We start from the raw sequence: 26560 nt of genomic DNA on the forward strand, positions 1-26560 counted from the left end.
CTTAAACCAAATATTACTATACCGTCTGGACGGTTATAATTCAATACTCTATAAAATTGTTCTATTTTTCTAATAAAAAAAATAATTCACCACTACATTAAAGAAGCAACGGTGAATTATTTTTACATTATATAGTTCGTATATTCTATTTATATGAATTACTAATAAGAGCTTGAATCACTTTTTCTCTTAACTCAGGGCTTAGTCTTCCAACCCCTAAATATTCCGAATACCATAATCCATCTGCTGCTAATCTAATAATTGTTGCACAAACTGCATCTATCTCATCGTTTTCTATATTCTTTTGCAGTTGCTGAAATGATTGTTGTAATGGCTCAAGTAATTCAGGTTTTAACATGAATGCTGCCATCATACTACTAGATAACTCTTCTGTTCTTCTCTCATTATTTAATCTTTCCTCTACAAAAGAGCGAACCCATCTCCCTTTCTTCTCTGCGTCTTCCGCTACTTTATTGTAAATGGCTCCCTCATAATCCTCTATCCCTCTGACTATCATACCTTCTATTAAAGCTTCTTTATTTGAAAAGTGATACAATAATCCACCTTTACTTACACCCGCCTCTTTTGCCACTGCTTCTAATGTTAATTTAGCAACCCCCTTACATTGCACAATTTGAGAAGCGGCCGCCAAAATCTTTTGCCGCGTTATGCTTATACTCATTCCTTTTTAAAACCCCATTTCTACTAAATTTATATAAATACGAATCTTATTTTTAATATTGTTGATTACTACTAAGTATTTTCTTTATACAACAAAAGCTTCATTACCTTTGAATTTTTAGTTACTTATTCTATTAAAAATTTCCATATCATTCAATATGATAACATTAAACACACAAAGCTGACTATACATCTATACTTTTGTATTTATTGAAAATATATCCATTAATAAAATTTACCAATTTAGTCCTTCTTATTACCTTATAAGACGGCAGTAATTCTTTCAGCACTAAATAAAAAATGTTATTACTCCCATTGAATTGAGTAATAACATTTCACTTAACAAATTCGCTGCCAACTAGCATCCTTCACATCTTCACTAGTCGGTTTTCTAACTAATCCAATAAAACATTCCTCGCAAGCACCAAATGCAATAAAATTTTTCTGTGCTTGTCTTAACGAGACTTCATTTGCACCGCCTTCAAAGTCAGGATCGTTAAACTGTACCTCATCATCTTCCCAGTAACATATATTACAAATTTCATATGTACCTGGTGGTTCTTCTTCTATTGTTCTATACCCGCAGCACGGACATGTATATTTCATTCTGTTACTCCATTATTCATTTCTTTTTTCTCCCATATATTCCGGCCCATAAAGAATGTAACAGCGCAAATCATAGTTATTACCATGAAAGTAGTATTAGAATCCTCATATGTAGTTGGAATTCCAACCGTTACAGAAACAATACTAAAAGCTAAAAGTAGATATAATAATAAAGATATAATATAGCTGAGTTTAAATCGTAAAATGATACCTCTAAACAATAGCTCACCAAGTAGACAGCCACCTAAAATAATAGGTACTCCGAAATACAATGTAAGGACTCCCATTTGCGCAGTAGATTGAATTATCTTTCCAATTATGTTCGGCGAAACCAGCTCACTATTGTTTCCCATCCTATCATATAATTCAAGTGCTGTTGCTGAAATAAAGAAACTTAATATAGAAAATGAATACGGTATTAAAAATTTGCTCACTCTCATTCACCTCGCTTGTTTCTTTACATATATTATTCATTATTTTCGCATAAAAAAATAGCCCGTCTTCCGCGAAAGGCGAGCCGTTCCACTTAATTCTCACTTAACTTCTTCTTATACCAATCCTGCATTCTCTCCGCATCTTCTACTCTCGTATGCTCTATTTTGTAACTAGATGATGCACTCGAAAACTTATACGTACATAAATCCGCACGGCGCTGGAAATATGATTGTGTCTTCTCCATTGATTGGACGTGTCTTCTTCTAATAAGTCCTGTATATTTTCCGACGCTACGATAGACAAGTGTAATTTGTTCTCCGTTAACACTGTAACCATTTGTTTTAAATGTTGCGTATCCAAGTGTAAAGATAAAGATTGCGAGCGGTAGTAATGCCCACATGATGTAATACTTTTCAAAGTATATGCCTATTCCAGTAAGCGGGATTGCGAGCATAGCGAAAAAGATGAAACTATCAATGAGATAGCGGCGCAATGCTGCTTTTGGTAACGAAGTAATATTTGCATTCAGTTCGTATGGTAATTGTAAATGCGCGAGTAACTGTTGCACTCGATCTTTTCGAATGATAGGATGCAGTGTAACTTTTTCTTTTTCGTCACCCGTTCCCTTACTTTGAATGACTTCTACTTGCACAGCACAATAACCGAACGGTTGGCGTAAAATACCTTCTTTTATCGTAATCCCTTGAATACGGTGCAATTTTAGTACGAGTTCTTTTTTCTCCAGTAATCCTTGCGAAATACGGACTTCGTCATTTCTTCGATTCACTGTGAAATCTCCATGTTTTAGCGCATAACCAATTGTCGATATAATCCACGAAAGGACGAGCAAAATAGCTATCATCAAAATCCAGCCATATATATCATGTTCCATTACATACGACTTTACGCTATTCTCTATCCATTTCGGAATGTACTCATCTACTTGGTGATACACAAAAAAGATTAATGAGAATAATAATCCAAATTGACCAGATGTAACAGAGGCTATTAAAATCTCTTTCCACGTTAATTTGTATTCTCTCGCTTGTTTTTCCTCTGTAATAATTTCTTTTACTTCTACTTCTTCTAATGTTTTTTCTACTTTCAATTCTGAAGCCGACTCATTTAACATTGCGATAAGCTCTGTCGCTTCTTCTACCGTAATTCCAGCTAAGCTAACTTCTGCTTCATCGCCTCCGCCAGCTGTTTCAATCTGAATTTTTTTCAAACCGAGCATTTGATATAGTACGTTAGAACTTGTATTAATCGTTTGAACACGTTCTTTATTTAAGTAGCTCTCCTTTTTCACAAAGAGACCTTGTTTCACATGTAATACGTTATTTTCAACCCAGTATGTTGTGTAATACCATTTTTCAAACGCTGAAAAGACGGTGAGTAAACCGAATGCAGTGGGAATTAAATACCAAAACGGGAACTTTCCGTTTAAGCTAAACATGAAAATAATGAGTGGTATAAAGTCTGTTATTTTTAACTCTAATAACATCGTGATTGGATGCTGCCTTTTATACATCCTCATCACTCACTTTCGCTAATTCTGCGATTTTCGTTTTCAACATTTCAGCTTCATACATCGTTAAACCTGGGATGCTATGAGAAGTTGCTGCTGTTGAAATGTGTAATTCTGCTAATCCGTATTTTCTCATAATTGGCCCTTGTTCAATCGTTACGTGCTGTACACGAATCATCGGCACTAATACGCGCTTAACAACGAAAAGGCCATGCTGAATTTCAAGTTCTTCTTCATTTAGTTGGTAGCTGTAATAACGTTGACGTAGTTTCGGAAACGTAAAGTAATCAAACGGTGTATATACGATTGTTAATCCGATGAGCACATAGAAAATCCAAGCCCACCAATTAAACTTAATCATAAAGAAAAGATATGCAAAAATGACTATAATACTGATTCCTAGCTCAATTAAAGAACGCGCTTTCCACACCTTGACCATGTCAGGGTGAATTTCATTTTTCAATGGATCCATGTAACCACTCCAAATCTAGTAATCTAATATATGAATACTCTCAATCTATATTTTACGTAACTTTACAGAAAATTGGAATTTAATCTTCTTTCTTCTCAGGAATAAAATATCCGAACCAAAGTAGCCAAATGAAACCGATTAACTTCATCCAATTTCCATCCGCTTGAAAAGCTTCAATCATACCTGGTATTTTATAAACCCCAATAAATCCAAGAAAACCGAGCCACCAGTTTTTTTGCATTTTCATTTTTACTCCTCCTTCATTACGTTTTTCACATTTCGAATCCAAATTTCTTTATACTTTAACTGGAATCCCATGAGCATATAGTTGCTCATATTATCGATCACGAGCGCTAGCGTATGAGCATTTTCTTCCGTTTCATGTTGTGACACAACGCCCAGTCTCGCGCCTTTCTTCAATAAATCATGGAAACCATGCAAAAAATCCTCTTGTATTTCAAATAAACGTTTCTGATACTTTTCATTTCGCGATGCAGTTACGATAAATTCATTGATAACGCGTAGTATTCCTTCTTGCCCTTCATACTCAGAGAGCATATGTAAACCATCTGCGATTAGCTTTTCTGCAAAGTTTTCTTTCGTATACCGCTCTTCATTAAAGTATTTTGTAAAATGATAATCAGAAAAAATCTCTTCAAATAAAAAATCAACTAACGCTTCTTTAGAAGAAAAATGATAGTAAATAGCCGGTTTTGAAATACCTACCTCTTTCGCAATCATGGAAAGACTCATCTTCTCAATGCCGTGTTCTGCCATAAGTTTAAATGATGCCTCTACAATGTTCTGCGATGTTTGTAAATTCTTCGTCATACTATACCTCACTTATTTTTACTTACCGTTCGGTAAGTAAATTATAAAACAAAACGAAATGATTTTCAATTTAGTTAGCACTACAGAAGGTATTTATTGGAAAATACAGAAAGTTATAAAGTAAAAGCAACATATAAGAATAAGGAGGATATCATATGGGACTTGGTGGTAATGGCGGTAGTGGTGGTAATGGCGGCGGTGAAGCGGGACAAGCTGGTAAGAGCGGATTTTCATTAATCATTGTACTTTTTATCGTATTGATTATAGCTGGAATTAGCTATATCGGACTTAGCTTCTAAGAAAAGGCGTCCTACATTACATATGTAGGACGCCTTGTTTTTAATCTCTATTCAGCAATCGCATACGATAACAATTCATCGTCACTTCTCCAAGCCTTTGCAGTAATTGATAGTTCGCATATGCGCCGACTGGGGCACCGATTACTGGTACGAGCTGAAGCATTTTCGCTAAATCAATATAGTCTCGGTACTCTGTTTGGAACTTTTCCCAGTCCATATGATTTTCTTTTTCTGTATCCCACGTTTCGATTGCTTTCCATATTTCTTTTCGGTGATCGTCACTTGAAAAGGCAAGTTGGAAAACGTGAAGGATAAAAAGACGCTCTTCTTGTTTACTCGTATCAAATCCGTACAATGTCGCTGCATCGAATAAAAATTTAATTTTAATTGTAAGTAAAAGCGGAAAGTCAGCAAGACCGAGGAGAATACCACCAGCTCCAGTCCCTGCTCCTTCTGCCGCTGCTATTTTTTTGTACTCATCCATTTTTTTACGAACTTCATCGTCACGTCTTTGCAGTGACCATGTCGTCTCTTTTAGTTTCGGCTTTATAAAGTTTGACCCGGCGCTAATCGTTTGCACCATCATACGAATCGTCTCTGTTAGTACCTTTTGTACTTTCGCCGGAATGAGCTGTTGCACCTTCGTCTGCACTTTTTTGGAGAACCGTGTCATCATAGAAGAATCTTTCATGAATGTAGCTTTCCACTGCTCCAATTCTTTTATAACCTTCTCTTCGTATGTAATCATAGGTTCATTCCTTTCAATTTAAACGCTCAATGCGCTTCGCCCCGTATTGGTAAACGAAACCGATACTAAATAATATGCTTACGATAAGTAAAATTCCTGTCATCATGAAATCTTTCGTTGCTAGTGCAAATATAACTGTAAAGATTACGCTTCCGATGATTAGAATCGCGTTTAATAAAGCAAGAAAATCTTTCTTCTTCTCTTCTCCCCCTACTGGATACAAATCAAGCCAAATTTTCATGCGATGATGTTTCCATAAAGTTAATAGCTGATAACCGATTAAGTATAGGAAGATAAGGCTTACGATAAATCGTCCATATAAAAATGGAATGAAGTAAAGAATTACTCCGCCAAGAGCGAGCAGACGCACATATAATCCAAAATAATTACCAGATCTTAAAAATGTTCTCGTATATAAGTATAAATATGTACGCTTTTCGCCTATCATCGACAGAATGAAATCTAGCCATTTTCTGCGGGCTACTCTTTCTTTTAATGCTGGTACATCAACGAACATGTTCGCAATGCGGTACAGTAGCATCATCTTCTTACCTTCTTCGGAAATTAAATACTCCCAGTTTAGTGGCTTTCCTTTGACCATTTGATGCATGATAGCAAGGTATAACACCATGAGAAGGACGATTCCACCAATGAAAAGAACTGAAGTACGTTCTACAAGGAAATATACAAATAAACCGTTTAGGATAAAACGAATAAACCAATCAGCCCTTTGTATATTTTGATCTGTTAAAAATGACTTTTCCCACGCTACAAATAAATTCCACGCTTTTACAATGACAAACGCAATTACAATCCATATGTACGCCGCTCCAGTTTGTTTCATTTGTTGGAAGTATAACGGAGCAAGCGCAGCTGCTACGATTGCGATTATGTATAACTGAATCATAAATGTAAAAAGAAATGCCTTTGTGAAGTAAGGTTTTAACTTTTCTTCAACTGGCAGTAAGTAAACGAGATCCGCTTCTTTTAATAACGTTTGAATGGATCCAGCCGTTAACACGAGTCCAATTAATACTGCCATTACGAGCGCAGTTGGAAACGAAGTTGTTAACGTTTGTAACCATTGCTGGTAATAATACGCTCCCGCACCGATGATGAACACGAAAATAAATTTCAAATGATCATTAAATACGTATTTACTATATGTACGAACTTCTTTTAGAAAGTGACGAAATCGTTCTTTCCATAACGCTGTGCTATTCATAATCTTCTTCCTTTGTTAGCGCGATGTAAATATCATCTAACGTTGCACCTGGCATATTAAACTGTGATTGCAGTTCAGATAGCGTTCCCTTCGCTCTTACTTCACCTTGATGCAAAATAATGAACGAATCACAATAACGCTCTGCCGTCGCTAAAATATGTGTGCTCATTAAAATACCGGCACCACTCTTTTTCATTTGGTCCATCATTTGAAGAAGGGATTGAATCGCTAACGGATCTAATCCAACGAAAGGTTCATCTACTATGTAAAGAGATGGCTCCACTAAAAATGCGCTCATAATCATTACTTTTTGTTTCATCCCTTTTGAGAAATGAGATGGAAACCATTTTAAACGATTTTTCATACGAAACTCTTGTAGTAGTTGTCCTACACGTTCTTCATATTGTTTTTCATCCACGCCGTACGCCATAGCTGTTAATTTCAAATGCTCTTCTAACGTTAATTCATCATATAATACCGGCGTTTCCGGAATAAATGAAAAGCTAGAACGGTACGCTGTCATATCATCACGAATTGTTTTCCCATTAATTGTGACAGTTCCTTTTTTCGGTTCCATTAAACCGATAATATGTTTAATCGTCGTACTTTTACCAGCTCCATTTAAACCGATTAAGCCGACAAGTTCGCCTTTATTAACAGAGAACGAAACGTCTTTTAATACAGGTCGTTTCGTATATCCTCCTGTAACATTTTCCACACGCAATAACTCGCTCATACGACACCACTTTCTTCATTAGTATTCATTCTATATTCATCTTACCAAAAATTATGCTGTACTACATAGTATCCATGTACTCAAAAAAAATTTTTAAATTTATTAGCATATAATTTCCCGAAAGCGGACATCATAATTATTGAAGAAGGAACACATTGAAAAAGCAACCACCAATTGATGAGTACAACAACATAGTGAAGTCATCATGAAATGGGGTGTCCAAGTTGGACAATGAAATTTACACATAACCAGATCATTTGTTTCATTTTCGAAACGGGGTGTCTCTGAAAGAGCATATACTGTTTTAAAAAATAAACAATTTCATTTTAAAAAAGATTGCAATTCATTTCACTTGAAAATGGGGTGTCTGCGGCAGAAACTTTAGCCGATTTACCGTGCATTTCTTAAATAAATGAGGTGTCTGCGAAACGTAAATTACGATAATGCTTTTTCAATCCCTCTTCAGAAAACAGGAAGCTGAGTCAGCTTCCTGTTTTTCGTGTTTGTTCTCTTATGTAATTATGGTAAAATACGGCTAAGGATATTTGAAAGGATGAGATCAATGAATCATACAGCAGACAATTGTATTTTTTGTAAAATCATTGACGGGCAAATCCCTTGCTCAAAAGTATACGAAGATGAACATGTGCTTGCATTTTTAGATATTAGTCAAGTAACAAAAGGACATACTCTTGTTATTCCGAAAGTTCACAAACAAGACATTTTTGCGTTAACGCCAGAAATCGCATCACACATTTTTTCTGTCGTTCCAAAAATCGCAAATGCGATTAAAGCAGAGTTTAATCCAGTTGGCTTTAACCTACTTAACAATAACGGTGAAAAAGCTGGACAAACTGTGTTCCACTTCCACCTTCATTTAATTCCACGCTACGGTGAAAAAGATGGTTTCGGTGCTGTTTGGAAATCACACCAAAATGAATACACTATGGAAAATTTACAAAACATCGCAAGTACAATTGCAAATAGTGTGAAATAATGACACTATAAGAAGGCGTAATACATAACAAGCCACTTCCCTGAAGTCATCAAATTCCGCATGGCTTGTTTCTTTACTTAAAATGCTCAGGGATGATTGTTTGTGCATAGCACATATAAGAAAGATATGCATATTTTCCCATCATGAATACGAACAAAAAATAAGGAGGTCTCCTTTTATGTCAAAAGCTAAATCCTTTATTACAGGTGTTATTTGCGGCGGAGCAGTTGCTGGACTAGCTGTTCTTTTCTCAACTCCTTCTTCTGGTAAAGACATGCGCGGCAAGTTAAAAGAAAAAGGAAATGATATTAAAAAGACTTTAGCTGATATTACAGCTGATACGAAATTATTAAAACGTCAAATCGTTGAAACTGCTTCAGAAGGTAAAGAAGTGTTCCAAGAATTAAAAGACGATATGCACGATACACTTTCTAACTGGAAGCAAGATATTTCTCAAAACAAGCGCCATATTGAGAAAGAAATTTTGGACATCCAAAAGTCAATTGAGAAACTACAAGAAGCTGTTCCAGAAAAAGCGTAAACAAATTCCTGCTTAGTTTTTTGCATATAACAAATATTTTTTATATAAATTGACCTTGACACGGCATGTCGTATAGATATGCCGTGTTTTTATGCATTTACAATATATGTTATCACTTAACATGTAAGGACAACGTATGTATTCACGACTCATAAAACGCTTCCATAGTTATGCATGATTTGTATAGAATGTCATTTTTCCGAAAAATTTTCACAATTCTCACAAAAAGACTTTATTAATTTTTATTTTACTGGCATAATAGATAGTAATGAAAAAAGAATGTTAAAGTGGGTGAGTAAATGAAAAGTGGAGAAAAAGATTACTCGGTAAAAGAAGCGATGATTTTCAGCCAACGCATTGCTCAATTATCGAAAGCGTTATGGAAATGTGTAGAGAAAGATTGGCAGCAGTGGATTAAACCTTACGATTTAAATATTAATGAACATCATATTTTAACAATCGCTTATCATTTAAAAGGGGCTTCTATTTCTGAGATTGCTAAGTTTGGAGTTATGCACGTATCAACGGCGTTTAACTTCTCTAAAAAGCTAGAAGAACGTGGCTATCTTGTATTCTCAAAAAAGGAAGATGATAAACGAAATACGTACATTGAAATTACAGACAAAGGGGAAGAATTACTACTTCGCTTAATGGAGGAGTATGATCCTGAAAATAATTCAGTGTTTAATGGGGCTCTTGCACTTCGTAATTTTTATGGGAAGTTCCCAGAAAATATCGAACTGATTGCAATCCTGCGTAATATTTACGGACAAGACTTTATCGATATTTTTGAGAAATCATTAGAAGATATTGAAGAGAACTTTACAGAATCCGATCAAAAGTTAGTTAAGAAATAATCTATTTATTTTTTCGCAATCATGCTTAAGAATTCATTCATAAGCGGCTTAAATAAACCTTGTTTTGCTAGCGCTTCCGCAGTTTCGTGTACTTCGAGCTGATGTGGAAGCGCTTTTTCAAATTGATCTAACAGCGCATCGAACAAAAGAAGCCCTTCTGCTTTCTCCACTACATATTGCTCGTTCAGTTTTTCACAAAGATTTAGTATACGTTCAATATCTTTTTTACGAGCTTTTTTCTTTATGATCAAAGAATAAAATGGACACTTCTCTTCATCAATCATTTTAAATAGTAGGTCTACATAGTATTCAGCTTGTTCTAATCTTCTAACAACGTCCATTTTCTCCCTCACTTTCTAACACAAAGTCTTCTATTTCTGAATTTTGTAACACGAACAAAATATCGTGTGATACAATATATGTATATGTATTTTAGCCAAAAGGAGGTCTCGCCTCATGACACTTATAACAGTTGTTTTTGTCGCATTTGCACTTCTTGTTATATTTTACACGAATTTCATGACACATACACTGTGTGAACGAAAACAAATAGCTGCGAGCCGCCAGCCCGGTGTCTTTCGGGTTATTAATGTATGTATAACAATTTTATTAATTTCTAGTTATATAGAAATTATATTTCATGGAAAGTGAGGAAGGAAAGCCCCTTCCTCACTTTTTTCCTCTATAAGCAAATTATACCTACAATAACCAATAAAATAAACAGTACAAGTAATAAAATAAGTTGAGAATTCATCCCCATCCCCTCCTCTATTCTGTATATGCGGCATACGCCCAATATGGCACACTTTCAAAATCTGACACGTGCTGGTTAATTTTTCTTTATCAATATGAAAACGGTTCGAAATATGATATATTAAATTTTGTACATATTGCTTATACTATAGAACAAAACATTCATCAAAACTTTATCCTCAGCCTCGGTAAGCCCTGTTAAGCGCGCTTTACCAATATAAAAAAGCAAAAGTATCAGTGAGACTTAATCGGGCTCTTATGAATCAAAATTCATTGGTGTAGGATAAATTAAAAATACATAATAGTAGGAGTGTTTATCGAATGAAGAAAGCTATGCTTGCCTTAGCCGCAACAAGTGTAATCGCATTATCAGCATGTGGAACATCATCATCAGACAAAATTGTTACATCTAAAGCTGGTGACATTACAAAAGAAGAATTTTACAATCAAATGAAGACACAAGCTGGTAAACAAGTACTAAACAACATGGTTATGGAAAAAGTACTTATTAAAAACTACAAAGTTGAAGACAAAGATGTAGACAAAAAGTTCGATGAAATGAAAAAACAATACGGTGATCAATTCGATACACTATTAAAACAACAAGGTATTAAAGAAGAAACTATAAAAACTGGTGTGCGTGCTCAATTAGCTCAAGAAAAAGCTATCGAGAAAACAATCACTGATAAAGAACTAAAAGAAAACTACAAGCCTGAAATTAAAGCAAGCCACATTCTTGTAAAAGATGAAGCTACTGCGAAAAAGGTAAAAGAAGAACTTGGACAAGGTAAATCTTTCGAAGAGTTAGCGAAACAATACTCTGAAGATACTGGTTCAAAAGAAAAAGGCGGAGACCTTGGCTACTTTACTGCTGGTAAAATGGTTAAAGAATTCGAAGATGCTGCTTACAAGCTGAAAAAAGATGAAGTAAGCGAACCTGTGAAATCACAATTCGGTTACCACATCATTAAAGTAACAGACATTAAAGAACAAAAACCATTTGATGAAGTAAAAGGCGACATCAAAAAAGATCTAGTTCAGAAGAAAGCACAAGATGCTGCATTCATGAACGATCTTATGATGAAAGAAATCAAAAAAGCTGACGTAAAAGTTGACGATAAAGATTTAAAAGATCTTTTCGAAGAGAAAAAAGCTGACGATAAAAAAGAAGAAAAGAAATAATGAAGTAAAAAAAGCTTGGGCCTCGGCCCGAGCTTTTTTATGTATCCTCTTCGTTAATGAAAGTTTATTTTTTCATTCGTTTAACTAAAACCATCTTTTATGCATTTCACTTAAAAACATTTCTGTAATTTTAAATCCAGAATTTTCTCCTATAATAGAGTCAATCCCGCAATGCGGACAAACTGCTGTGTTATCATCATCCCACCACTCTGTAATTTTTTCTGGATGGAAAATTTCTAAACAATAGAAACAACCACATATAACATCCTTTTCTAAGTACTTTCTATTACGAGAACAAAAACGATGTGCTTCCTCAAAATATTTTTGCATCAGTATCCCCCTATTCCTGATTTTCTTCTTTGCTTTACTTACATTCTCCTCAATAAAATTGCGATTCTTCCTTAAAGAAAAACACAAAAAACCTTGATCCACGCCACGCAAAACCAAGGTTTATCTTATTATCATTGATTAAATTCAAAAACTATGTTAAATTAGTACAGAAACACGTTTTCTAAAACGAAAGGAACGTATTTATCCGTATTTTAATTGTACACCAAAACACATCTTCAGTCAACCTCTATTTTTCACTTTTAAAGGAGTGCTTACCGTATGAACAAAAAACTTGATTTAGAGCAAAAAAGATTGGATACCGTAATCGAGACAATTACGGAGCAAATTGATAAACTGGAAAACGAAACTGGCAGACGCCGGGCAGAAGTAATCAATATTCGTAAACACTTTTGGGATGATGTGAAAGTGAACACGGATACTTTTGATGATTATCTTGAAACAGTTATCAACTTAAGACAACAAGCTCAGTCACTAGCTGTCACACAAATTACCCATAAGCATACCTTTAATCGACTTGCCGCATTAAGACGCATGCATAAAGCACCTTATTTTGGACGAATTGATTTCAAAGAAGAAGGAGAATCTGCTGCGGATCAAATTTATATCGGTGTTGCTACACTTACGGATGCTAGCGGAGAAAACTTTCTTATATATGACTGGCGCGCACCTATTTCGAGTGTATACTACGATTATCCACCAGGACCAGCTGAGTACAGTACACCAGGAGGCGTAATCCACGGTAATGTGGAGAAAAAATTACAATACATTATTCAAAATGGCGAGATTGATTCTATGTTCGATACGAGCCTTACAATTGGCGATGAAATCTTGCAACAAGCGCTCGGAAAAGGTACGAACAAACATATGCAAAGTATCGTCGCTACAATTCAGCGTGAACAAAATGAAATTATTCGTCACGATGAAGGCCGACTCCTTATCGTGCAAGGAGCTGCTGGTAGTGGTAAAACGTCAGCTGCCCTGCAGCGAATCGCCTACTTACTATATAAATATCGCGAATGGCTAAAAGCGGATCAAATTATTCTCTTCTCCCCTAACTCTATGTTCAATAGCTACGTTTCTAACGTACTACCTGAACTCGGTGAAGAAAATATGCAGCAAGTGACATTCCAAGAATATTTAAATCATAGACTGAGCAAGTCATTTGACGTTGAAGACCCTTATGAGCAATTAGAATATATGCTAACTGAAACAAATAGCCCTACCTATAAAACGAGAAATGCTAGCATCCGATTTAAAGCATCTACTCAATTTTTCGAGATGATTAGAGCTTACAGACAATCTCTTGAATCTTCAGGCATGCTATTTAGAGGAATGAAATTTAGAGGGAAACTAATTGCCTCAGCTAAAGAAATCACAGAGCAATTTTATAATACTGACTCCTCTCTCCGCTTCCATAGCCGAATTGAGAAGTTAACGGATTGGCTAAATAAGCAAATAGATGCACTTGAAAAAGCAGAACTGAAAAAGCCTTGGGTAGAAGAAGAAATCGAACTACTTAGTAAAGATGAATATCAAAAGGCTTATAAATATTTACAGAAAAAAGGCGAGTTTGACGATAACTCCTTTAATGATTTTGAGAAAGAAACAAGAGTACTTGGACGTATGATTGTCCGTAAAAAAATGAAGCCACTTCGTAAAGGCGTTCAAACATTGCGCTTTATCAATTTTACAGGTATATATAAACAGCTTTTCACAGATGCATCATGGGTTACTGGAGAAAAACCGAAAGAGTGGGATGATATTTGCTCATTAACAGTAAATATCCTTGATGAAGGAAAGCTATATTACGAGGATGCGACTCCATTTTTACTTTTAAAAGAATTAATTGAAGGCTTCCAAACGAACAGATCGATTAAACACGTACTCGTAGACGAAGCACAGGATTACTCGCCGTTTCAGTTCGAGTTTTTAAAACGTCTCTTCCCTGCTGCAAGAATGACGGTACTCGGAGACTTTAACCAAGCGATATTTGCCCATGCGAGTGAAACGGTGAATTTCGATACACTTACTAGCTTATACGGACCAGATGAAACGAACGGTATTAACTTAACTCGTAGCTACCGCTCAACAAAACCGATCATTGAATTTACACGTGCTCTCGTACCAGAAGGCAACAACATTCATGCATTTGAACGTGACGGCGCGAAACCTACAGTGACGAAAGTAGCTAATCACAACGAACTGCACGAACATATTACTGCAAAAGTTGCTGAACTACAAACAGAGCAGCACAATACGATCGCAATCATCTGTAAATCCGCAGCTGAAAGCGCCGCTGCCTACGAAGCACTTAATCATATCGAGAATATTAAACTTGTGAAAAGTAACTCAGCCGAGTATGAGCAAGGCATTGTCGTGATCCCCGCTTACTTAGCGAAAGGTATCGAATTTGATGCTGTTATTATTTACGATGCTTCTAAAGATGTGTACAGCGATGAGAGCGTTCGTAGATTGTTCTACACTGCTTGTACGCGCGCAATGCATGAATTGCACCTTTATAGCGTTGGCGAGGTTAGTCCTTTTGTGCTTGGGGCTGATTCGGAGAGTTTTGAGCTTATTACAACACCTTGATAACAATCAAGGTGTTTTCTTTTTTATGCAGGACTTACACCTTTAAAGTAGAATATATGAGTTTAGAAAAAAGTTAAGGAGTGAAAAGATGAACCATTATTTTATTGCTATTTATGACGGTGAATTTCCTACCGAAAAATTACATACCATTTTACAATCTAATCAAACTTTTACTAACCTAAACGTCCGTACCATTTCAATCTCCTCACCAAGACCTTTCACATTATTAGTTGGCGAAGAACACGATGTACTTACAACTGGACTTACAGACAAATACCACTTATTAACGAAAGAGTTGCAAACACTTGAGCAGCAAGAAAAGTACTACTATGTATACGATTATAAAATTAGAAAGAACATCGAGAATCCAATCCAAAAATGCTTTCCATTCGCACAAATCCATATAAGTGTTACGAAATTCCATCAAATGATTCAAAAAGTAAAAGACTTAAAACGACCTGTATTTGCAGGTTATAACATCGTCTCTCATGATACAGACATACTTACGATTGATGTACTTCTTTCTTCACCTTTATTGGATCCTAACACTTCCGAAAAAGACGCGGAAGAATACGCCTATTTACACCAGCTAGCTGAATCAATTTCTTGTTCTGAATTATGTATTTCTATTAAAGAGAGTGCACTTATTTAAACACGAAAAGAGGAGTATTTATCATACCCCTCTTCTACTATCTATTTACGTTTTTACTTGATCATAATAATGAATTCTTTTATATACAACTTATAATAAGTATCAAGGTGTTTTTCTCATTCTAAACGACATATCTTTACGTCGATATACACTTAGTACGATTCCCATTATAAATGCATGAAACAGAGTTGGTATCAATCCGTAGCTAATAAAAGGTAATGATATAGAAACACGTGGTAATATCCCGAGGGTCATGCCAACGTTACAAATAAAATGGATTACAAAAAGAGTCACTCCGCCAACGAGAAGCAATTTACCATAACCATCATTTATTTTATAAGCTATGTTCATTATTCTTACTGCAAAAAGAGAAAGAATCACGACAAGAACTAGCGCAAGTACATATCCATAATAGTAAGTCAAACTTGCAAATACAAAATCAGTATGGGCAGCACGGATAGACTTTATATTTCCATATGTACCAAACCAACCTGCTGAAGACATTGCCTCTTGTAAACGTAAATCCCATTGATCATGCGCTGGATTTATAAATCCTAAAATTCTAGCTATCCGGTATTCTTTTACCGCAGACCAGGAAAATAGATCCCTAACAATAAAGGGTAAAATTGGTAAAATTGTAATGAGCCATGCCGTTTTCTTTCCTAACTTACTCCACCAAAGCATAACAAATACCATCGTAATGTAGATGAAAATGGGTAAAAGAATTGATATAGTTGAAAATAAATATAAAGAAAATACGTACAACATGAGAAGATGTATAAACTTTAACCTACTATTATTGAAAAACGAAGCCCAAGCTAAAAAGAAGAATGGTATCGTCATTAAACAGTCAATTTTGATGGGGCCAATTTTTATTATCGCTTCCCCAATCACGTAACCAGTCGGAAAACATTTTATAGCTAACAAGATAAGTATTCCAATTGTATAAAACAGCCACCCGAGTCTTTCTAGCTTCCGGTAATCAAGCAGCATCATCCCAACAGCTGTTGCAATGCCGAGAATTACAAAAATTACTTTGTTCATTAGTAAATCGTTCGTATGCCCAAGAGCGATTATTGGTAAAAACCCTAACCCCATAGCAGCTACTAATAAAATAAGTAAGAACCAATCCACCTTTGGCTTATGAAGTTTGTTAAGTTCCCGGCCAAGTTTAATCGGACTCCCCATTTGTTCAACAGCCTTATCTTCAGCAACTTCCTCACTTAATCCTTTATCCATCCACATATTCTTCGCCTGTTTCAAGTGAAAATTTAGTTCAGCTGCTACTAAGTCCTTCGCTTCTTTTGATTTAATATGGTTCGTAACTTCTTTTAAAAAACGCTCCCCTTTTTTGTTCAATTTTTTCTCACTCCTGTACTAAGCCTTTTAATATAAATCGTGCCTTCGTAGCATTCTTCTCTGCCTTTCGCAGCATCTTGTTTCCTTTATCATTTAATTGATAATATTTAGCTCCTGCGTGATCCCAGCTAGATTGGATAAAGCGATTCCGTTCTAAACGATGTAATAAAGTGTATAGAGACCCTTCATCACCTTCGAATTTTTGAATCCCTCTCCCTCTTAGCAACTGCATCAATTCATAACCTGTTTTTTCATTCATAAGAAGTTGTAACACTGCTAAAAGGATATCTTCTTCCTTTTCGGACGATTGCTTAATTTTTTCGCGCACCTGCTTCTGGTGTTGATCAGAAAAACTCAAATGTTTAAACGTTGTGTTCTCCATTGATTTTCGCAAGCCTTTTAATCGATCTTCCATTTGATTATTCCTCCAATCCTTCCTTCAAAAGTTCCTTCGCTTTTTTTAGTCTTGTCTTTATCGTGTTTTCTTTCACATCTATTACTGTAGCAATCTCTTTAATTGATAATTCTTCATAATAAAATAGATAAATGACTTCTCGATATTTTATCGGTAAACTCATTACCGCAGAAGCAAGCCTACTATCCTCTGCATTTTGAATAACAGTTTGTTCGACACTTTCTTTTTGACTCTCCATATACGTAAAGTCACCCTCTGTAACGATAACTTTTTTGTTATACCAACTTTTTATATAGTCCTTACATTGATTGATCGCAATTCTCCATAACCACGTTTTCACATTCGATTTCCCTTTATATGTATGAAGAGATTTATAGCATTTCACAAATATATCTTGCGTTACATCCTCCGCAACCTCTTTATTATTCACATACGAATACACAAGCTGCAGGACTTCTTGTCCATACTTGTTCATTATTTCGTCGATAAGGTCCTCCTTATCTTCTATTTCAAACGCTTCTATCGTTAATTCATCCACATCATTTCCTCCTTCCCATATATTAGACGACGCACTGTATGGAAAAGTTTTATAAATACATAAAAAAATACGGATGGTAATGTCCATACCGTTTTTTTATGAATATTTATTTACTTCTTGTCCCCTGACACTAATGTTCTGCTTAAAAACAGGAATTTTCATCCATATATCTTGTTCCCTATTTTAAAACATAATACAATGAATACGTAACTTAATAAGCTATAACTAGTAGGTGTGGCAATCATCTCTTCCATTTTGAAAAAAGGGGGAGGTGATAATATAATCGCGATGTTTGTAATTAAATTAGTGTATGGTATCCTAACCGGAGCTGGCGTTGTCATCGGTAGAAGATACGTCGGTCCGTGGCTAATTTCTGTATACAAAAAAGCGAGAACCACCCTGCTTCGTGGAAAAGGTAAGGGCGGTTCTCGGCTAAAACGTTAATGTAATTGTCTTATAACCGCACCTACTACCACCACAATAGCAAGCTAGGTTACACAAGGCAGAAGTTTCTCAGGCTTCTGTCTTTTTTATTTTATGCAAAATTCACACTACATACTCTATCATCATAGTAACACATTTTATTTATTTTTAGTCAAGAGAAAAAACCACCTAAAGGGTTCCCCTTCAGGTGGTTCTCTATTTTACGCTAACGCAGTTGCCTGTTCTTGTTGATCTAGACTTTTTCTAGTTCAGCTTTGCCGCTCTCAGCATTTATAGCACCAATAAAGACGGATTATGGACCCGCTTCATAACAGTAGGATTAAACAAGGAACAACACCTATTACGAATATAAAAAATCCTCTCACTACATAGTACCTATGTTTTCAGCGATACTCTATTACCATCAAATTAAATTTGTATAATTTAAACTACAGAATAGCGAGCTAATTTTCAAATATCTTCTTTCGCATAACCCTAAATTTATTATCCAGTTGCATTATGCTTATAAATAAAAGATATCCTACCGACGCACCGAGCATATTTATAGCAATCCGCCACACATCAAAAACATCAGACAAAGTTAGTAAATGTAATATCTCCCAAACAAGAAAGGTCATAACATACCACTTACGAGCTTTCTTATAATTAGTCACTTTATTAATGAGCACTGGAACGAAAAATCCGAATGGAACTACTAATATTATATGTTGTAAAACGCTTAACCAATAAGTTGAGTTTCCCCAAGGACCTGGATGTACAATAAAATCTTTAACTTGCCAAAGTGTTATTCCAAAAAGTTGTAATAACGTTTCTAAATCAGATATATGTAAAAATTGCTGCCAAAATTCAATGGGATGATAGACAGTCCCACCTGTCAAACTGCGAACAGAGTCAAATGTAGAAGTTGAAATAAACGTTCCTAAAAAGACAATAAAACAAATGATTATATAAGGAATACATAAAATTTTTGATAATACCTTTAATGGCCTAGGAACTTCGTATACCGATTTATTAATCTCTACGCCAATAACTTTTGATTCTCCAAAACTTTGAATCGCTTTATAAATCGCTTCTTTTTCATTCATACCTTGTTCCATATATTCTTCTTTCAAACTGTTCAAGTGATCATACATTTCTAGAAATAACTCATCCTGTTCAATATCACTAAGTTCTGAATAGGCTAAAATAGACTTAATATACTCGTCAAATTCACTCATAAATAACTCCTTTCTGACAAGCTTGAATTAATGCTGTTACACTCTCCCAAGAATTCACTTTCTTCTGCAATTCTTTTTTCCCTTTATCTGTAATAGTATAGAATTTCCTTTTCATCCCATTCTCAGATTCATTCCAATAAGATTCAAGAAACTCCTTTTTCTCTAATCTCTTTAAAGCAGGATACAAAGTTCCCTGCCCCATACTATACAAATCTTCACTTGCATCCTTTAAACTTTGAGCTATTTCATATCCATATGTATCACGTTTTGCAATGATAGAAAGTAATAAAATATCTATACTTCCCTTCAAGATTTCTTTGTCCAACAATACCACCACCTTATATACATCGTATAACAACATATGTCGTTATGCAATATAGTTAGAAGAATATTCCATAAAAAAAGAACCACCTAAAGGCTCCCCTTCAGGTGGTTCTCTATTTTACGCTAACGCAGCTGCCTGTTCTTGTTGATCTACAGGAATGACAGCGTCTGTTAATGCTTTTTCTAATTCAGCTGTGTATTTCATTTGCTCTTCTTTGCTCCAGCCTAGTTTCGCAGCCATGTAGTTGATTACTGCTTCTTTCCACTCGTATACCCAGTGGATGTTGAAGAATACAGCGCCTCTGCGGCGTACGAAGAAGTCAACTGGTTTTGCTGTCATTTCGTAATCCATTGCGTATACAAGCGGGATTAGAACGTCTAGTGGCATGTTGTATTCTTTCGCTTCGTCTTTATGTTTTTTCGCTAAATCAAATAGTACGTCAACGTTAGAGCCGTAGAATTTCGCGAATTCTTCTGCTTGTGCTGTTGTTAAACCATATTTCGTACCTTCGCCAGCTTTTTTCGCAACGAATGCTGGGAATCCGTGTGAACCATCTACATGTCCACCAGAGATTGGCATATGTTTCGTTGTACTCTTCGGATATGCACTATGGCCTTCTTTTTGTAGTAAGTTCGTTACGTAATCTACTACCATTTCAGCCATTTTGCGGTATCCAGTTAATTTACCACCTGCGATTGTAATTAAACCAGATTCAGAAGTCCAAATTTCATCTTTACGAGAAATTTCAGATGCACTCTTACCTTCTTCATAAATTAACGGACGTACACCAGCCCAGCTTGATTCGATGTCTTTTTCCGTAATTTTTACGCTTGGGAACATGTAGTTAATCGCATTAATGATGTATGTGCGATCTTCTGTTGTCATTTGTGGTACAGCTGCATCTTTATCATAGAACGTATCTGTTGTACCTACGTATGTTTTTCCGCCGCGAGGAATCGCGAACACCATACGTTTATCTGGTGTATCGAAGTAAATCGCTTGACCTAATGGGAAACGTTTTTGATCAATTACTAAGTGAACACCTTTTGATAACTGAAGTACTTTTCCTTTTTTCGAGTTATCTTTTTCACGAAGTGTATCTACCCAAGGACCAGCTGCGTTTACAATTTTCTTACCGTAAACTTCGTACACTTCACCGTCTAGTAAATCGATTACACGTACACCACATACATTTCCATCTTTATATAAGAAACTGTCTACTTTTGCGTAGTTAACAGCTTTCGCACCATGCTCAATTGCTTCTTTCATTACTTCAATTGTAAGACGCGCATCGTCTGTACGATATTCTACGTAGTAACCGCCGCCTTTTAATCCTTCTTTTTTTACAAGAGGCTCTTTGTTTAGCGTTTCTTCACGGTTAAACATCTTTCTGCGCTCGCTTCGTTTTACACCTGCTAAGAAGTCGTATACACGAAGACCAATTGATGTACTAAATGATCCGAACGTACCGCCTGTATGGAACGGAAGTAACATCCACTCTGGTGTTGTTACATGGGGACCGTTCTCATATACGATCGCGCGCTCTTTACCCACCTCTGCTACCATTTTCACTTCAAGTTGTTTTAAATAACGTAGACCACCGTGTACAAGCTTCGTTGAACGACTTGATGTACCTGCTGCAAAGTCCTGCATTTCAAACACAATTGTTGATAACCCGCGTGTTGCTCCATCTAATGCAATACCAGAACCAGTAATACCTCCACCAATTACGATCACATCTAACTCTTGTTTATTTACTCCGTTTAATACGTCTTTACGTTGTTTACTTGAAAATTTCATGGTAATTCCTCCCTTTGATAACGAAAAAAGAGACCACAAACTCCGCTATAGATTTCGCCTCTATAGCGCGTTGTGGTCTCTCCAAATCTCCTACCGAATTATTAACTTGTCACCATTATAACACTGTTTATGATTATTTGAAAGCTTTTGTTGCTTCAATTGCTTTTTTCCATCCAGCATATAGCTCTTCGCTTGTTTTCGCTTCCATCGTTGGTTCAAAGCGTTTGTCCATATGCCACTGTTCTTTAATTTCATCTTGGTTTTTCCAATATCCAACCGCAAGACCAGCTAAGTACGCTGCACCTAAAGCTGTTGTTTCATTGATCACTGGACGCTCTACAGGAACGTCTAAAATATCACTTTGGAACTTCATTAAGAAATTATTTTTAACTGCCCCGCCGTCAACGCGTAATGTTTTTAGTTCAATACCTGAATCTGCTTCCATTGCGCATAATACGTCTTTTGTTTGGTAAGCTAAAGATTCTAGTGTTGCACGAATGAAATGCTCTTTCGTCGTACCGCGCGTTACACCAAACATAGCGCCGCGTACTTCACTATCCCAGTAAGGTGTACCTAAACCTACGAATGCTGGTACAACGTATACACCGTCAGTTGATTCAACGCGAGAAGCATATACTTCACTCTCACTTGCATCTTTAAACATGCGCATTCCGTCGCGTAACCACTGAATTGCAGAACCTGCTACGAAAATACTTCCTTCTAATGCGTAGTTTACTTTACCATCTATTCCCCATGCAATTGTTGTTAATAGGCCGTGCTCAGAAGCTACTGCTTTTTCACCAGTGTTCATTAACATGAAGCAACCAGTTCCGTAAGTATTTTTCGCCATACCTTCACCGAAACAAGCTTGTCCAAATAATGCCGCTTGTTGGTCACCAGCTACACCTGCAATTGGTACATTTTGACCGAAGAAGTGATAGTCAATTGTTTCTCCATATATTTCAGATGATGGACGTACTTCTGGAAGCATGCTCTTTGGTACTGTTAACATATCTAGAAGCTCATCATCCCATTGTAAGTCGTGAATGTTAAACATTAACGTACGTGATGCATTTGAGTAATCTGTTACGTGCGCTTTACCACCAGATAGTTTCCATACAAGCCACGAATCAATTGTTCCGAATAATAGATCGCCGTTTTCTGCTTTCTCTCTTGCACCTTCAACGTTATCTAAAATCCATTTTACTTTCGTACCAGAGAAGTATGCGTCAATTAAAAGACCTGTTTTTTCGCGAACCATTTCGCCATAACCTTTTTCTTTTAACTCATCACAAATTTCAGCTGTTTGGCGAGATTGCCATACGATTGCGTTGTAAATTGGTTTACTAGTTGTTTTATCCCATACAACCGTTGTTTCACGTTGGTTCGTAATACCGATACCAGCGATTTGTTCTGGTTTTACATCTGCTTCGCTTAAGCAAGTTGCGATAACTGCTAAAATAGATCCCCAAATTTCTTGTGCATTATGCTCTACCCAGCCCGGCTTTGGAAAATGTTGTGTAAACTCTTTTTGAGCTGAATGAACAATTTCACCTTTTTTATTGAACAGAATTGCGCGTGAGCTTGTTGTTCCTTGGTCTAATGAAAGAATATATTTTTTCATATCGGTTTCCCCCTTATGCTACTTTTCTACTATTTGTATTGCTTCCGCTTTTTTTACTTGTCATATAAGAGATTGCTAGTACAATCACAGTTGCGATAATCACATAAATAAGTGCTGAATTTTGTTTTCCTTCAAATACAACTTGATGGAATAAACCTGCAAGTGATCCACCTAAAATTGGACCAACTACTGGAATCCATGCATACTTCCAGTTTGAACCGCCTTTTCCTGCAATCGGAAGGAAGAAGTGTGCAATACGCGGACCTAAATCACGCGCTGGGTTAATTGCGTATCCTGTTGTCCCACCTAATGATAAACCAATACTTACAATTAAGAAACCTACGATAAATGGATTTAATCCATCTGCAAATTTATTTGCACCAATTGCTAATATACCAAATACTAAAACGAATGTTCCAATCATTTCACTTAAAAGGTTTGCAAATGTGTTCGGAATTGCTGGACCTGTTGCAAATACACCTAACTTTGTTCCTGGATCTTCTGTTTCTTTCCAGTGTGGTAAGTAATGTAAATATACGATAACTGCCCCGATAATTGCCCCAATCATTTGTGCTACGATATAACCTGGTACGTCACTCCATGGGAACGCTCCCTTAAATGCTAATCCTATCGTTAAAGCTGGATTCAAATGTGCCCCACTAATTGATCCAACCGCATACGCTGCAACCGCTACTGCTAAGCCCCAGCCCATTGTAATAACAATCCAACCTGAATCTTTCGCAAACGATTTCTTTAAACTTACACCAGCACAAACGCCGCCACCAAGTACGATTAACAACGCAGTCCCTATTAACTCTCCTAAAAATGCTGACATAGTATCCCTCCACAATCAATTTAAACGCTTTCAAATGTGATAGAGGTAAAATGAATGGCCATTCGTTTTTGTCAAAAGAAAAAGACCCACAGCTTGCACGCTTCTATATAAATTTATATAGAAACAATGAAATGTGGATCTCTACTTTTCTCCGTCACGTTTATTAACTTGTCTATAATGTTAACCGTAAATGAAAGCGGTGTCAACGAAAAAATTCACATTTTCGTCACTTTTTTTGGTAATGTTTCCATAGTTCGCGTTTTGATGTCGTAATTGCTGTCGCACCAGCGTTTAAAGCTCTTTCCACATCTTCTACAGTACGAATAAAACCACCTGCTAAAATCGGTACACCAGTACGCTCTTTCACTTCAGCGATAACATCCGTTAATGCTCCAGGAAGTACCTCAATATAATCCGGTTTCGTCTTATCTAAAAGATTGCAGCTCTTCTCCATCGCACTCGAATCGATTAAAAAGATGCGTTGTATTGCCACAACACCTTTTTGCTTCGCCTTCATAATAACGCTCGCCTTTGTTGAAAGTAACCCGTACGGTCTAAACTCCTGACATAAATATTCCGTCGCATGCCCATCACTCTGCAAACCATGAATTAAATCCACATGTAAAAACACCTTTTTACAATATTGCTTCGCAAGCGATATAACACTCTTCAATTGGCCGACATGAATATCTAAAATAACAATATATTCATACGAACTATGTAATAGCTTTTCCAAATCTTTAATTTGCCTCACTGCCGGCAAAATCTTCTGTTCATGAAATTCCATTCTAAATGTCCCGATACGATAAACTTAACTAAATCTATACAATTCAATCAAATTTACACGAGTTAGTGCTTCATCGTGTTCTCGCAGCCCCAAAGGGACGAGGGGTATAACACTCCACACGAGGCAGTATCGTTACCTCCTATTATCAAGCATTTATTTTACCCATCTTGATAAATTTATCGACGCATTTACATCCCTATCGTGATGGCTATTGCATGAAGCACAACACCATTCACGAATCTTTAAACTCCACTGTCCTTCTGGTTGAACTGAATGGTCGTATTTTACTCCGCAACATGAGCAAATCTTGCTTGAAGCGAACCATTTATCAGCTTTTACATACGCAATGCCGTACTTCTCGCACTTGTATGACAAACATTGAAAGAAGAAGTTTAATTTTTGAAATGAAAATGCTTTCGATAGTTTTTTGTTTTTTAACAGGTTTGAGATAGATAAGTCTTCCACAACAATTCTCATCGGTTTGGTTTTCACCAATGTAGCTGTTGCTTGATGGATATGGTTATTTCGGATATTCGTAATTTTCCTAGATAACCGCAGGTGCTCAGTTTTCGCTTTTTCATATCCGGCAGATTGAATTTTTACACCTTTTTTAAATCTCCTAGACATATCTCTTTGCGCTGACTTTTTCCTTTTCAAAAGTTTTTTAACCTTAGCATCTTTGTTTATATTTCGTTCTTTCATACCATTAGAAGCTACAAAAAGCTCTTTTAAACCAACATCCACACCAATCGACTCATCGGTTAGTTCTTGTGATTCAAAGTCTTCTTGGAACCCTACACTCATCCACCAGTGACGACCGTCAAAGGTAACTCTTGGATTTGATGTTTTTTTATTTCTTGGTAGTTGTTGGCTTGTTTTCACTTCTCCAATAGACTGAATATGAACTACTTTCTTTCCTATAACCAGTCTTTCATAATTGGCATAAAATCCTTGAATTAAATCTTTTTTGGATTTATAAGAAGTGTGATAACCATTTTTGTACTTTTTGAACGAATGTTTTCTCGCCGTATCAAAATCTTTTGAAGCCTGTTTGGGAACTTGTGCATTGATGTCTTTTAACCACTCATATCTCTTTCGCTTCTTGATCTTTGTAAATCGTTTCTGTAAAGCTAACTGTGAAACAGATTTTCCAAATAGCTTATAGTATCTATCACTCATTCTTTTACAATAGTTATAAGCAAATCTTGCAGCACCAGCATGGTTTCTAAGCACTTTTTCTTGTTCAGGCGTTGGGATTAGTCTAACTTTCTTCGCCAATATCATCAGAATGTAACTCCTTTAATGAAAGATTTGTTCTTCTGAATCGTAGCGTGTTCCACCAGCATTCTCCTGAGATCACTCGGATGCAAACCTGTTAATTCTGATACTTGACTAACTCGTAGAAATTTCATTATTATTCTTACCTCATTGAACCTAACATAGCACATACGTTCGATATATTCAATGAGGTTTGATAGATTTAATTAAATGTATCTCGTTCAACTAAGGGCGCAACTCCTTAGCCAGTTCTCTTATGAACTTCTCATGTTTTCACATGAGCGCAGACTATATGTTTATCTCTTTAGAGATAGAGGATTTTTCCACCACCATAGGCTTGTGATGTACTCTCGTCAGTTATACGAGATAGTCGTTGAACGTTCATCCTATCCATTTTGACTTAGATGATTCGAGGCGGAAGACCCATTGTTCTAGTGTTTAGGATTTAACCT

Annotated in this window: 31 protein-coding genes; 9 read left to right on the forward strand and 22 right to left on the reverse strand. The window is 36.2% G+C overall.

Going from position 1 to position 26560, the window contains the following annotated elements:
* Positions 1-145: 145 nt before the first annotated feature.
* The 7 genes from HMAS_RS18795 to HMAS_RS18820 all read right to left on the reverse strand — a co-directional run bounded on the left by HMAS_RS18795 (position 146) and on the right by HMAS_RS18820 (position 4553).
* A complete protein-coding gene (locus HMAS_RS18795; protein WP_116344955.1) occupies positions 146-682 on the reverse strand; it encodes a TetR/AcrR family transcriptional regulator in 537 nt (178 codons plus the stop codon).
* A 338-nt stretch (positions 683-1020) separates the two neighbouring features.
* The gene (locus HMAS_RS18800; RefSeq protein WP_000877835.1) at positions 1021-1287 is read right to left on the reverse strand and encodes a CPCC family cysteine-rich protein; all 267 of its coding nucleotides are present in this window, start codon (positions 1285-1287) and stop codon (positions 1021-1023) included.
* The gene (locus tag HMAS_RS18805; protein ID WP_074619093.1) at positions 1284-1727 is read right to left on the reverse strand and encodes a hypothetical protein; all 444 of its coding nucleotides are present in this window, start codon (positions 1725-1727) and stop codon (positions 1284-1286) included. The genes HMAS_RS18800 and HMAS_RS18805 overlap by 4 nt, the downstream gene beginning before the upstream one ends.
* A gap of 86 nt (positions 1728-1813) precedes the next feature.
* Positions 1814-3253, reverse strand: a complete 1440-nt coding sequence (locus HMAS_RS18810) for a PH domain-containing protein (RefSeq protein ID WP_000278230.1) — start codon at positions 3251-3253, stop codon at positions 1814-1816.
* On the reverse strand, positions 3246-3722 hold the full coding sequence (locus HMAS_RS18815; RefSeq protein ID WP_000371345.1) for a PH domain-containing protein: 477 nt from the start codon (positions 3720-3722) through the stop codon (positions 3246-3248). Before HMAS_RS18815 ends, HMAS_RS18810 begins: the two co-directional genes overlap by 8 nt.
* A 79-nt stretch (positions 3723-3801) precedes the next feature.
* Positions 3802-3969, reverse strand: a complete 168-nt coding sequence (locus tag HMAS_RS27775; RefSeq protein WP_000783813.1) for a hypothetical protein — start codon at positions 3967-3969, stop codon at positions 3802-3804.
* A 2-nt stretch (positions 3970-3971) separates the two neighbouring features.
* Positions 3972-4553, reverse strand: a complete 582-nt coding sequence (locus HMAS_RS18820) for a TetR/AcrR family transcriptional regulator (protein ID WP_000164838.1) — start codon at positions 4551-4553, stop codon at positions 3972-3974.
* A 155-nt stretch (positions 4554-4708) separates the two neighbouring features.
* On the opposite strand from HMAS_RS18820, the gene HMAS_RS18825 reads away from it, so the two are divergent.
* Positions 4709-4852, forward strand: a complete 144-nt coding sequence (locus HMAS_RS18825) for a YjcZ family sporulation protein (protein WP_000522758.1) — start codon at positions 4709-4711, stop codon at positions 4850-4852.
* Between the two features lie 40 nt (positions 4853-4892).
* Here HMAS_RS18825 and ecsC read toward each other — a convergent pair whose 3' ends face one another.
* Genes ecsC through ecsA form a run of 3 tightly spaced genes read right to left on the reverse strand, consistent with a single transcriptional unit; the run spans position 4893 to position 7561 of the window.
* On the reverse strand, positions 4893-5600 hold the full coding sequence (gene ecsC / locus HMAS_RS18830; RefSeq protein WP_000634142.1) for an ecs operon protein EcsC: 708 nt from the start codon (positions 5598-5600) through the stop codon (positions 4893-4895).
* A gap of 13 nt (positions 5601-5613) precedes the next feature.
* Positions 5614-6825: an ABC transporter permease EcsB gene (gene ecsB, locus HMAS_RS18835; RefSeq protein ID WP_116344956.1), complete on the reverse strand. Its 1212-nt coding sequence runs from the start codon at positions 6823-6825 to the stop codon at positions 5614-5616.
* Complete coding sequence (ecsA, locus tag HMAS_RS18840; protein WP_001292603.1) at positions 6818-7561, reverse strand: ABC transporter ATP-binding protein EcsA; 744 nt, start codon at positions 7559-7561, stop codon at positions 6818-6820. The genes ecsB and ecsA overlap by 8 nt, the downstream gene beginning before the upstream one ends.
* Before the next feature lie 562 nt (positions 7562-8123).
* Here ecsA and HMAS_RS18845 point away from each other — a divergent pair.
* The 3 genes from HMAS_RS18845 (at position 8124) to HMAS_RS18855 (ending at position 9956) form a co-directional block, all read left to right on the forward strand.
* Positions 8124-8558 (forward strand): HIT family protein, encoded by a 435-nt coding sequence (locus HMAS_RS18845; RefSeq protein WP_001016835.1) that lies wholly within the window; start codon positions 8124-8126, stop codon positions 8556-8558.
* A gap of 178 nt (positions 8559-8736) precedes the next feature.
* Positions 8737-9099: a YtxH domain-containing protein gene (locus HMAS_RS18850; RefSeq protein WP_000030300.1), complete on the forward strand. Its 363-nt coding sequence runs from the start codon at positions 8737-8739 to the stop codon at positions 9097-9099.
* Between the two features lie 299 nt (positions 9100-9398).
* Positions 9399-9956, forward strand: coding sequence for an HTH-type transcriptional regulator Hpr (locus HMAS_RS18855; RefSeq protein WP_000834924.1), 558 nt, complete (start codon positions 9399-9401; stop codon positions 9954-9956).
* Between the two features lie 5 nt (positions 9957-9961).
* Here the strand turns inward: HMAS_RS18855 and HMAS_RS18860 are convergent, their stop codons facing one another.
* On the reverse strand, positions 9962-10297 hold the full coding sequence (locus tag HMAS_RS18860; protein WP_000383655.1) for a DUF1878 family protein: 336 nt from the start codon (positions 10295-10297) through the stop codon (positions 9962-9964).
* A 115-nt stretch (positions 10298-10412) separates the two neighbouring features.
* Here HMAS_RS18860 and HMAS_RS18865 point away from each other — a divergent pair, with 115 nt between their 5' ends.
* Positions 10413-10607: a hypothetical protein gene (locus tag HMAS_RS18865; protein WP_000172690.1), complete on the forward strand. Its 195-nt coding sequence runs from the start codon at positions 10413-10415 to the stop codon at positions 10605-10607.
* A 423-nt stretch (positions 10608-11030) separates the two neighbouring features.
* Positions 11031-11891, forward strand: a complete 861-nt coding sequence (prsA, locus tag HMAS_RS18875; RefSeq protein ID WP_000710076.1) for a peptidylprolyl isomerase PrsA — start codon at positions 11031-11033, stop codon at positions 11889-11891.
* Positions 11892-11975: 84 nt separating this feature from the next.
* On the opposite strand, the gene HMAS_RS18880 is transcribed toward prsA, so the two are convergent.
* A complete protein-coding gene (locus HMAS_RS18880) occupies positions 11976-12221 on the reverse strand; it encodes a hypothetical protein (protein ID WP_001174909.1) in 246 nt (81 codons plus the stop codon).
* Between the two features lie 279 nt (positions 12222-12500).
* On the opposite strand from HMAS_RS18880, the gene helD reads away from it, so the two are divergent.
* Positions 12501-14834, forward strand: a complete 2334-nt coding sequence (gene helD, locus HMAS_RS18885) for an RNA polymerase recycling motor HelD (protein ID WP_025710256.1) — start codon at positions 12501-12503, stop codon at positions 14832-14834.
* 88 nt (positions 14835-14922) lie between these two features.
* Positions 14923-15486, forward strand: coding sequence for a hypothetical protein (locus HMAS_RS18890; RefSeq protein WP_001017110.1), 564 nt, complete (start codon positions 14923-14925; stop codon positions 15484-15486).
* A gap of 102 nt (positions 15487-15588) precedes the next feature.
* Here HMAS_RS18890 and HMAS_RS18895 read toward each other — a convergent pair whose 3' ends face one another.
* From HMAS_RS18895 to HMAS_RS18905, 3 genes are read right to left on the reverse strand one after another with little or no spacing between them, the layout of a single operon-like run.
* Positions 15589-16845: an FtsW/RodA/SpoVE family cell cycle protein gene (locus tag HMAS_RS18895; protein WP_001034620.1), complete on the reverse strand. Its 1257-nt coding sequence runs from the start codon at positions 16843-16845 to the stop codon at positions 15589-15591.
* Between the two features lie 7 nt (positions 16846-16852).
* The gene (locus tag HMAS_RS18900) at positions 16853-17260 is read right to left on the reverse strand and encodes a PadR family transcriptional regulator (RefSeq protein ID WP_000390150.1); all 408 of its coding nucleotides are present in this window, start codon (positions 17258-17260) and stop codon (positions 16853-16855) included.
* Positions 17261-17264: 4 nt separating this feature from the next.
* Positions 17265-17798: a sigma-70 family RNA polymerase sigma factor gene (locus HMAS_RS18905; RefSeq protein ID WP_000344005.1), complete on the reverse strand. Its 534-nt coding sequence runs from the start codon at positions 17796-17798 to the stop codon at positions 17265-17267.
* A gap of 255 nt (positions 17799-18053) precedes the next feature.
* Here HMAS_RS18905 and HMAS_RS27960 point away from each other — a divergent pair, with 255 nt between their 5' ends.
* Positions 18054-18242 carry a hypothetical protein gene (locus HMAS_RS27960; protein ID WP_063246215.1) on the forward strand — a complete coding sequence of 63 codons (189 nt, stop codon included), beginning with the start codon at positions 18054-18056 and terminating at the stop codon, positions 18240-18242.
* A 443-nt stretch (positions 18243-18685) separates the two neighbouring features.
* On the opposite strand, the gene HMAS_RS18915 is transcribed toward HMAS_RS27960, so the two are convergent.
* From HMAS_RS18915 to HMAS_RS18945, 7 genes are all read right to left on the reverse strand, one after another.
* Positions 18686-19459, reverse strand: coding sequence for a VanZ family protein (locus HMAS_RS18915; RefSeq protein WP_025710255.1), 774 nt, complete (start codon positions 19457-19459; stop codon positions 18686-18688).
* Positions 19452-19784, reverse strand: a complete 333-nt coding sequence (locus HMAS_RS18920) for a PadR family transcriptional regulator (protein WP_000356630.1) — start codon at positions 19782-19784, stop codon at positions 19452-19454. The genes HMAS_RS18915 and HMAS_RS18920 overlap by 8 nt, the downstream gene beginning before the upstream one ends.
* 117 nt (positions 19785-19901) lie before the next feature.
* The gene (glpD, locus tag HMAS_RS18925; RefSeq protein ID WP_000672836.1) at positions 19902-21584 is read right to left on the reverse strand and encodes an aerobic glycerol-3-phosphate dehydrogenase; all 1683 of its coding nucleotides are present in this window, start codon (positions 21582-21584) and stop codon (positions 19902-19904) included.
* Positions 21585-21717: 133 nt separating this feature from the next.
* On the reverse strand, positions 21718-23208 hold the full coding sequence (glpK, locus tag HMAS_RS18930) for a glycerol kinase GlpK (protein ID WP_025710254.1): 1491 nt from the start codon (positions 23206-23208) through the stop codon (positions 21718-21720).
* 13 nt (positions 23209-23221) lie between these two features.
* Positions 23222-24043: a glycerol uptake facilitator protein GlpF gene (gene glpF / locus HMAS_RS18935; protein WP_001272200.1), complete on the reverse strand. Its 822-nt coding sequence runs from the start codon at positions 24041-24043 to the stop codon at positions 23222-23224.
* A gap of 226 nt (positions 24044-24269) precedes the next feature.
* Positions 24270-24830 (reverse strand): glycerol uptake operon antiterminator GlpP, encoded by a 561-nt coding sequence (glpP, locus tag HMAS_RS18940; RefSeq protein WP_000394285.1) that lies wholly within the window; start codon positions 24828-24830, stop codon positions 24270-24272.
* Between the two features lie 153 nt (positions 24831-24983).
* Positions 24984-26114, reverse strand: coding sequence for an RNA-guided endonuclease InsQ/TnpB family protein (locus tag HMAS_RS18945; RefSeq protein WP_025710252.1), 1131 nt, complete (start codon positions 26112-26114; stop codon positions 24984-24986).
* Positions 26115-26560: the final 446 nt, after the last annotated feature.

This window comes from Bacillus sp. HMA207 (assembly GCF_003402455.1).
GTDB lineage: Bacteria > Bacillota > Bacilli > Bacillales > Bacillaceae_G > Bacillus_A > Bacillus_A cereus.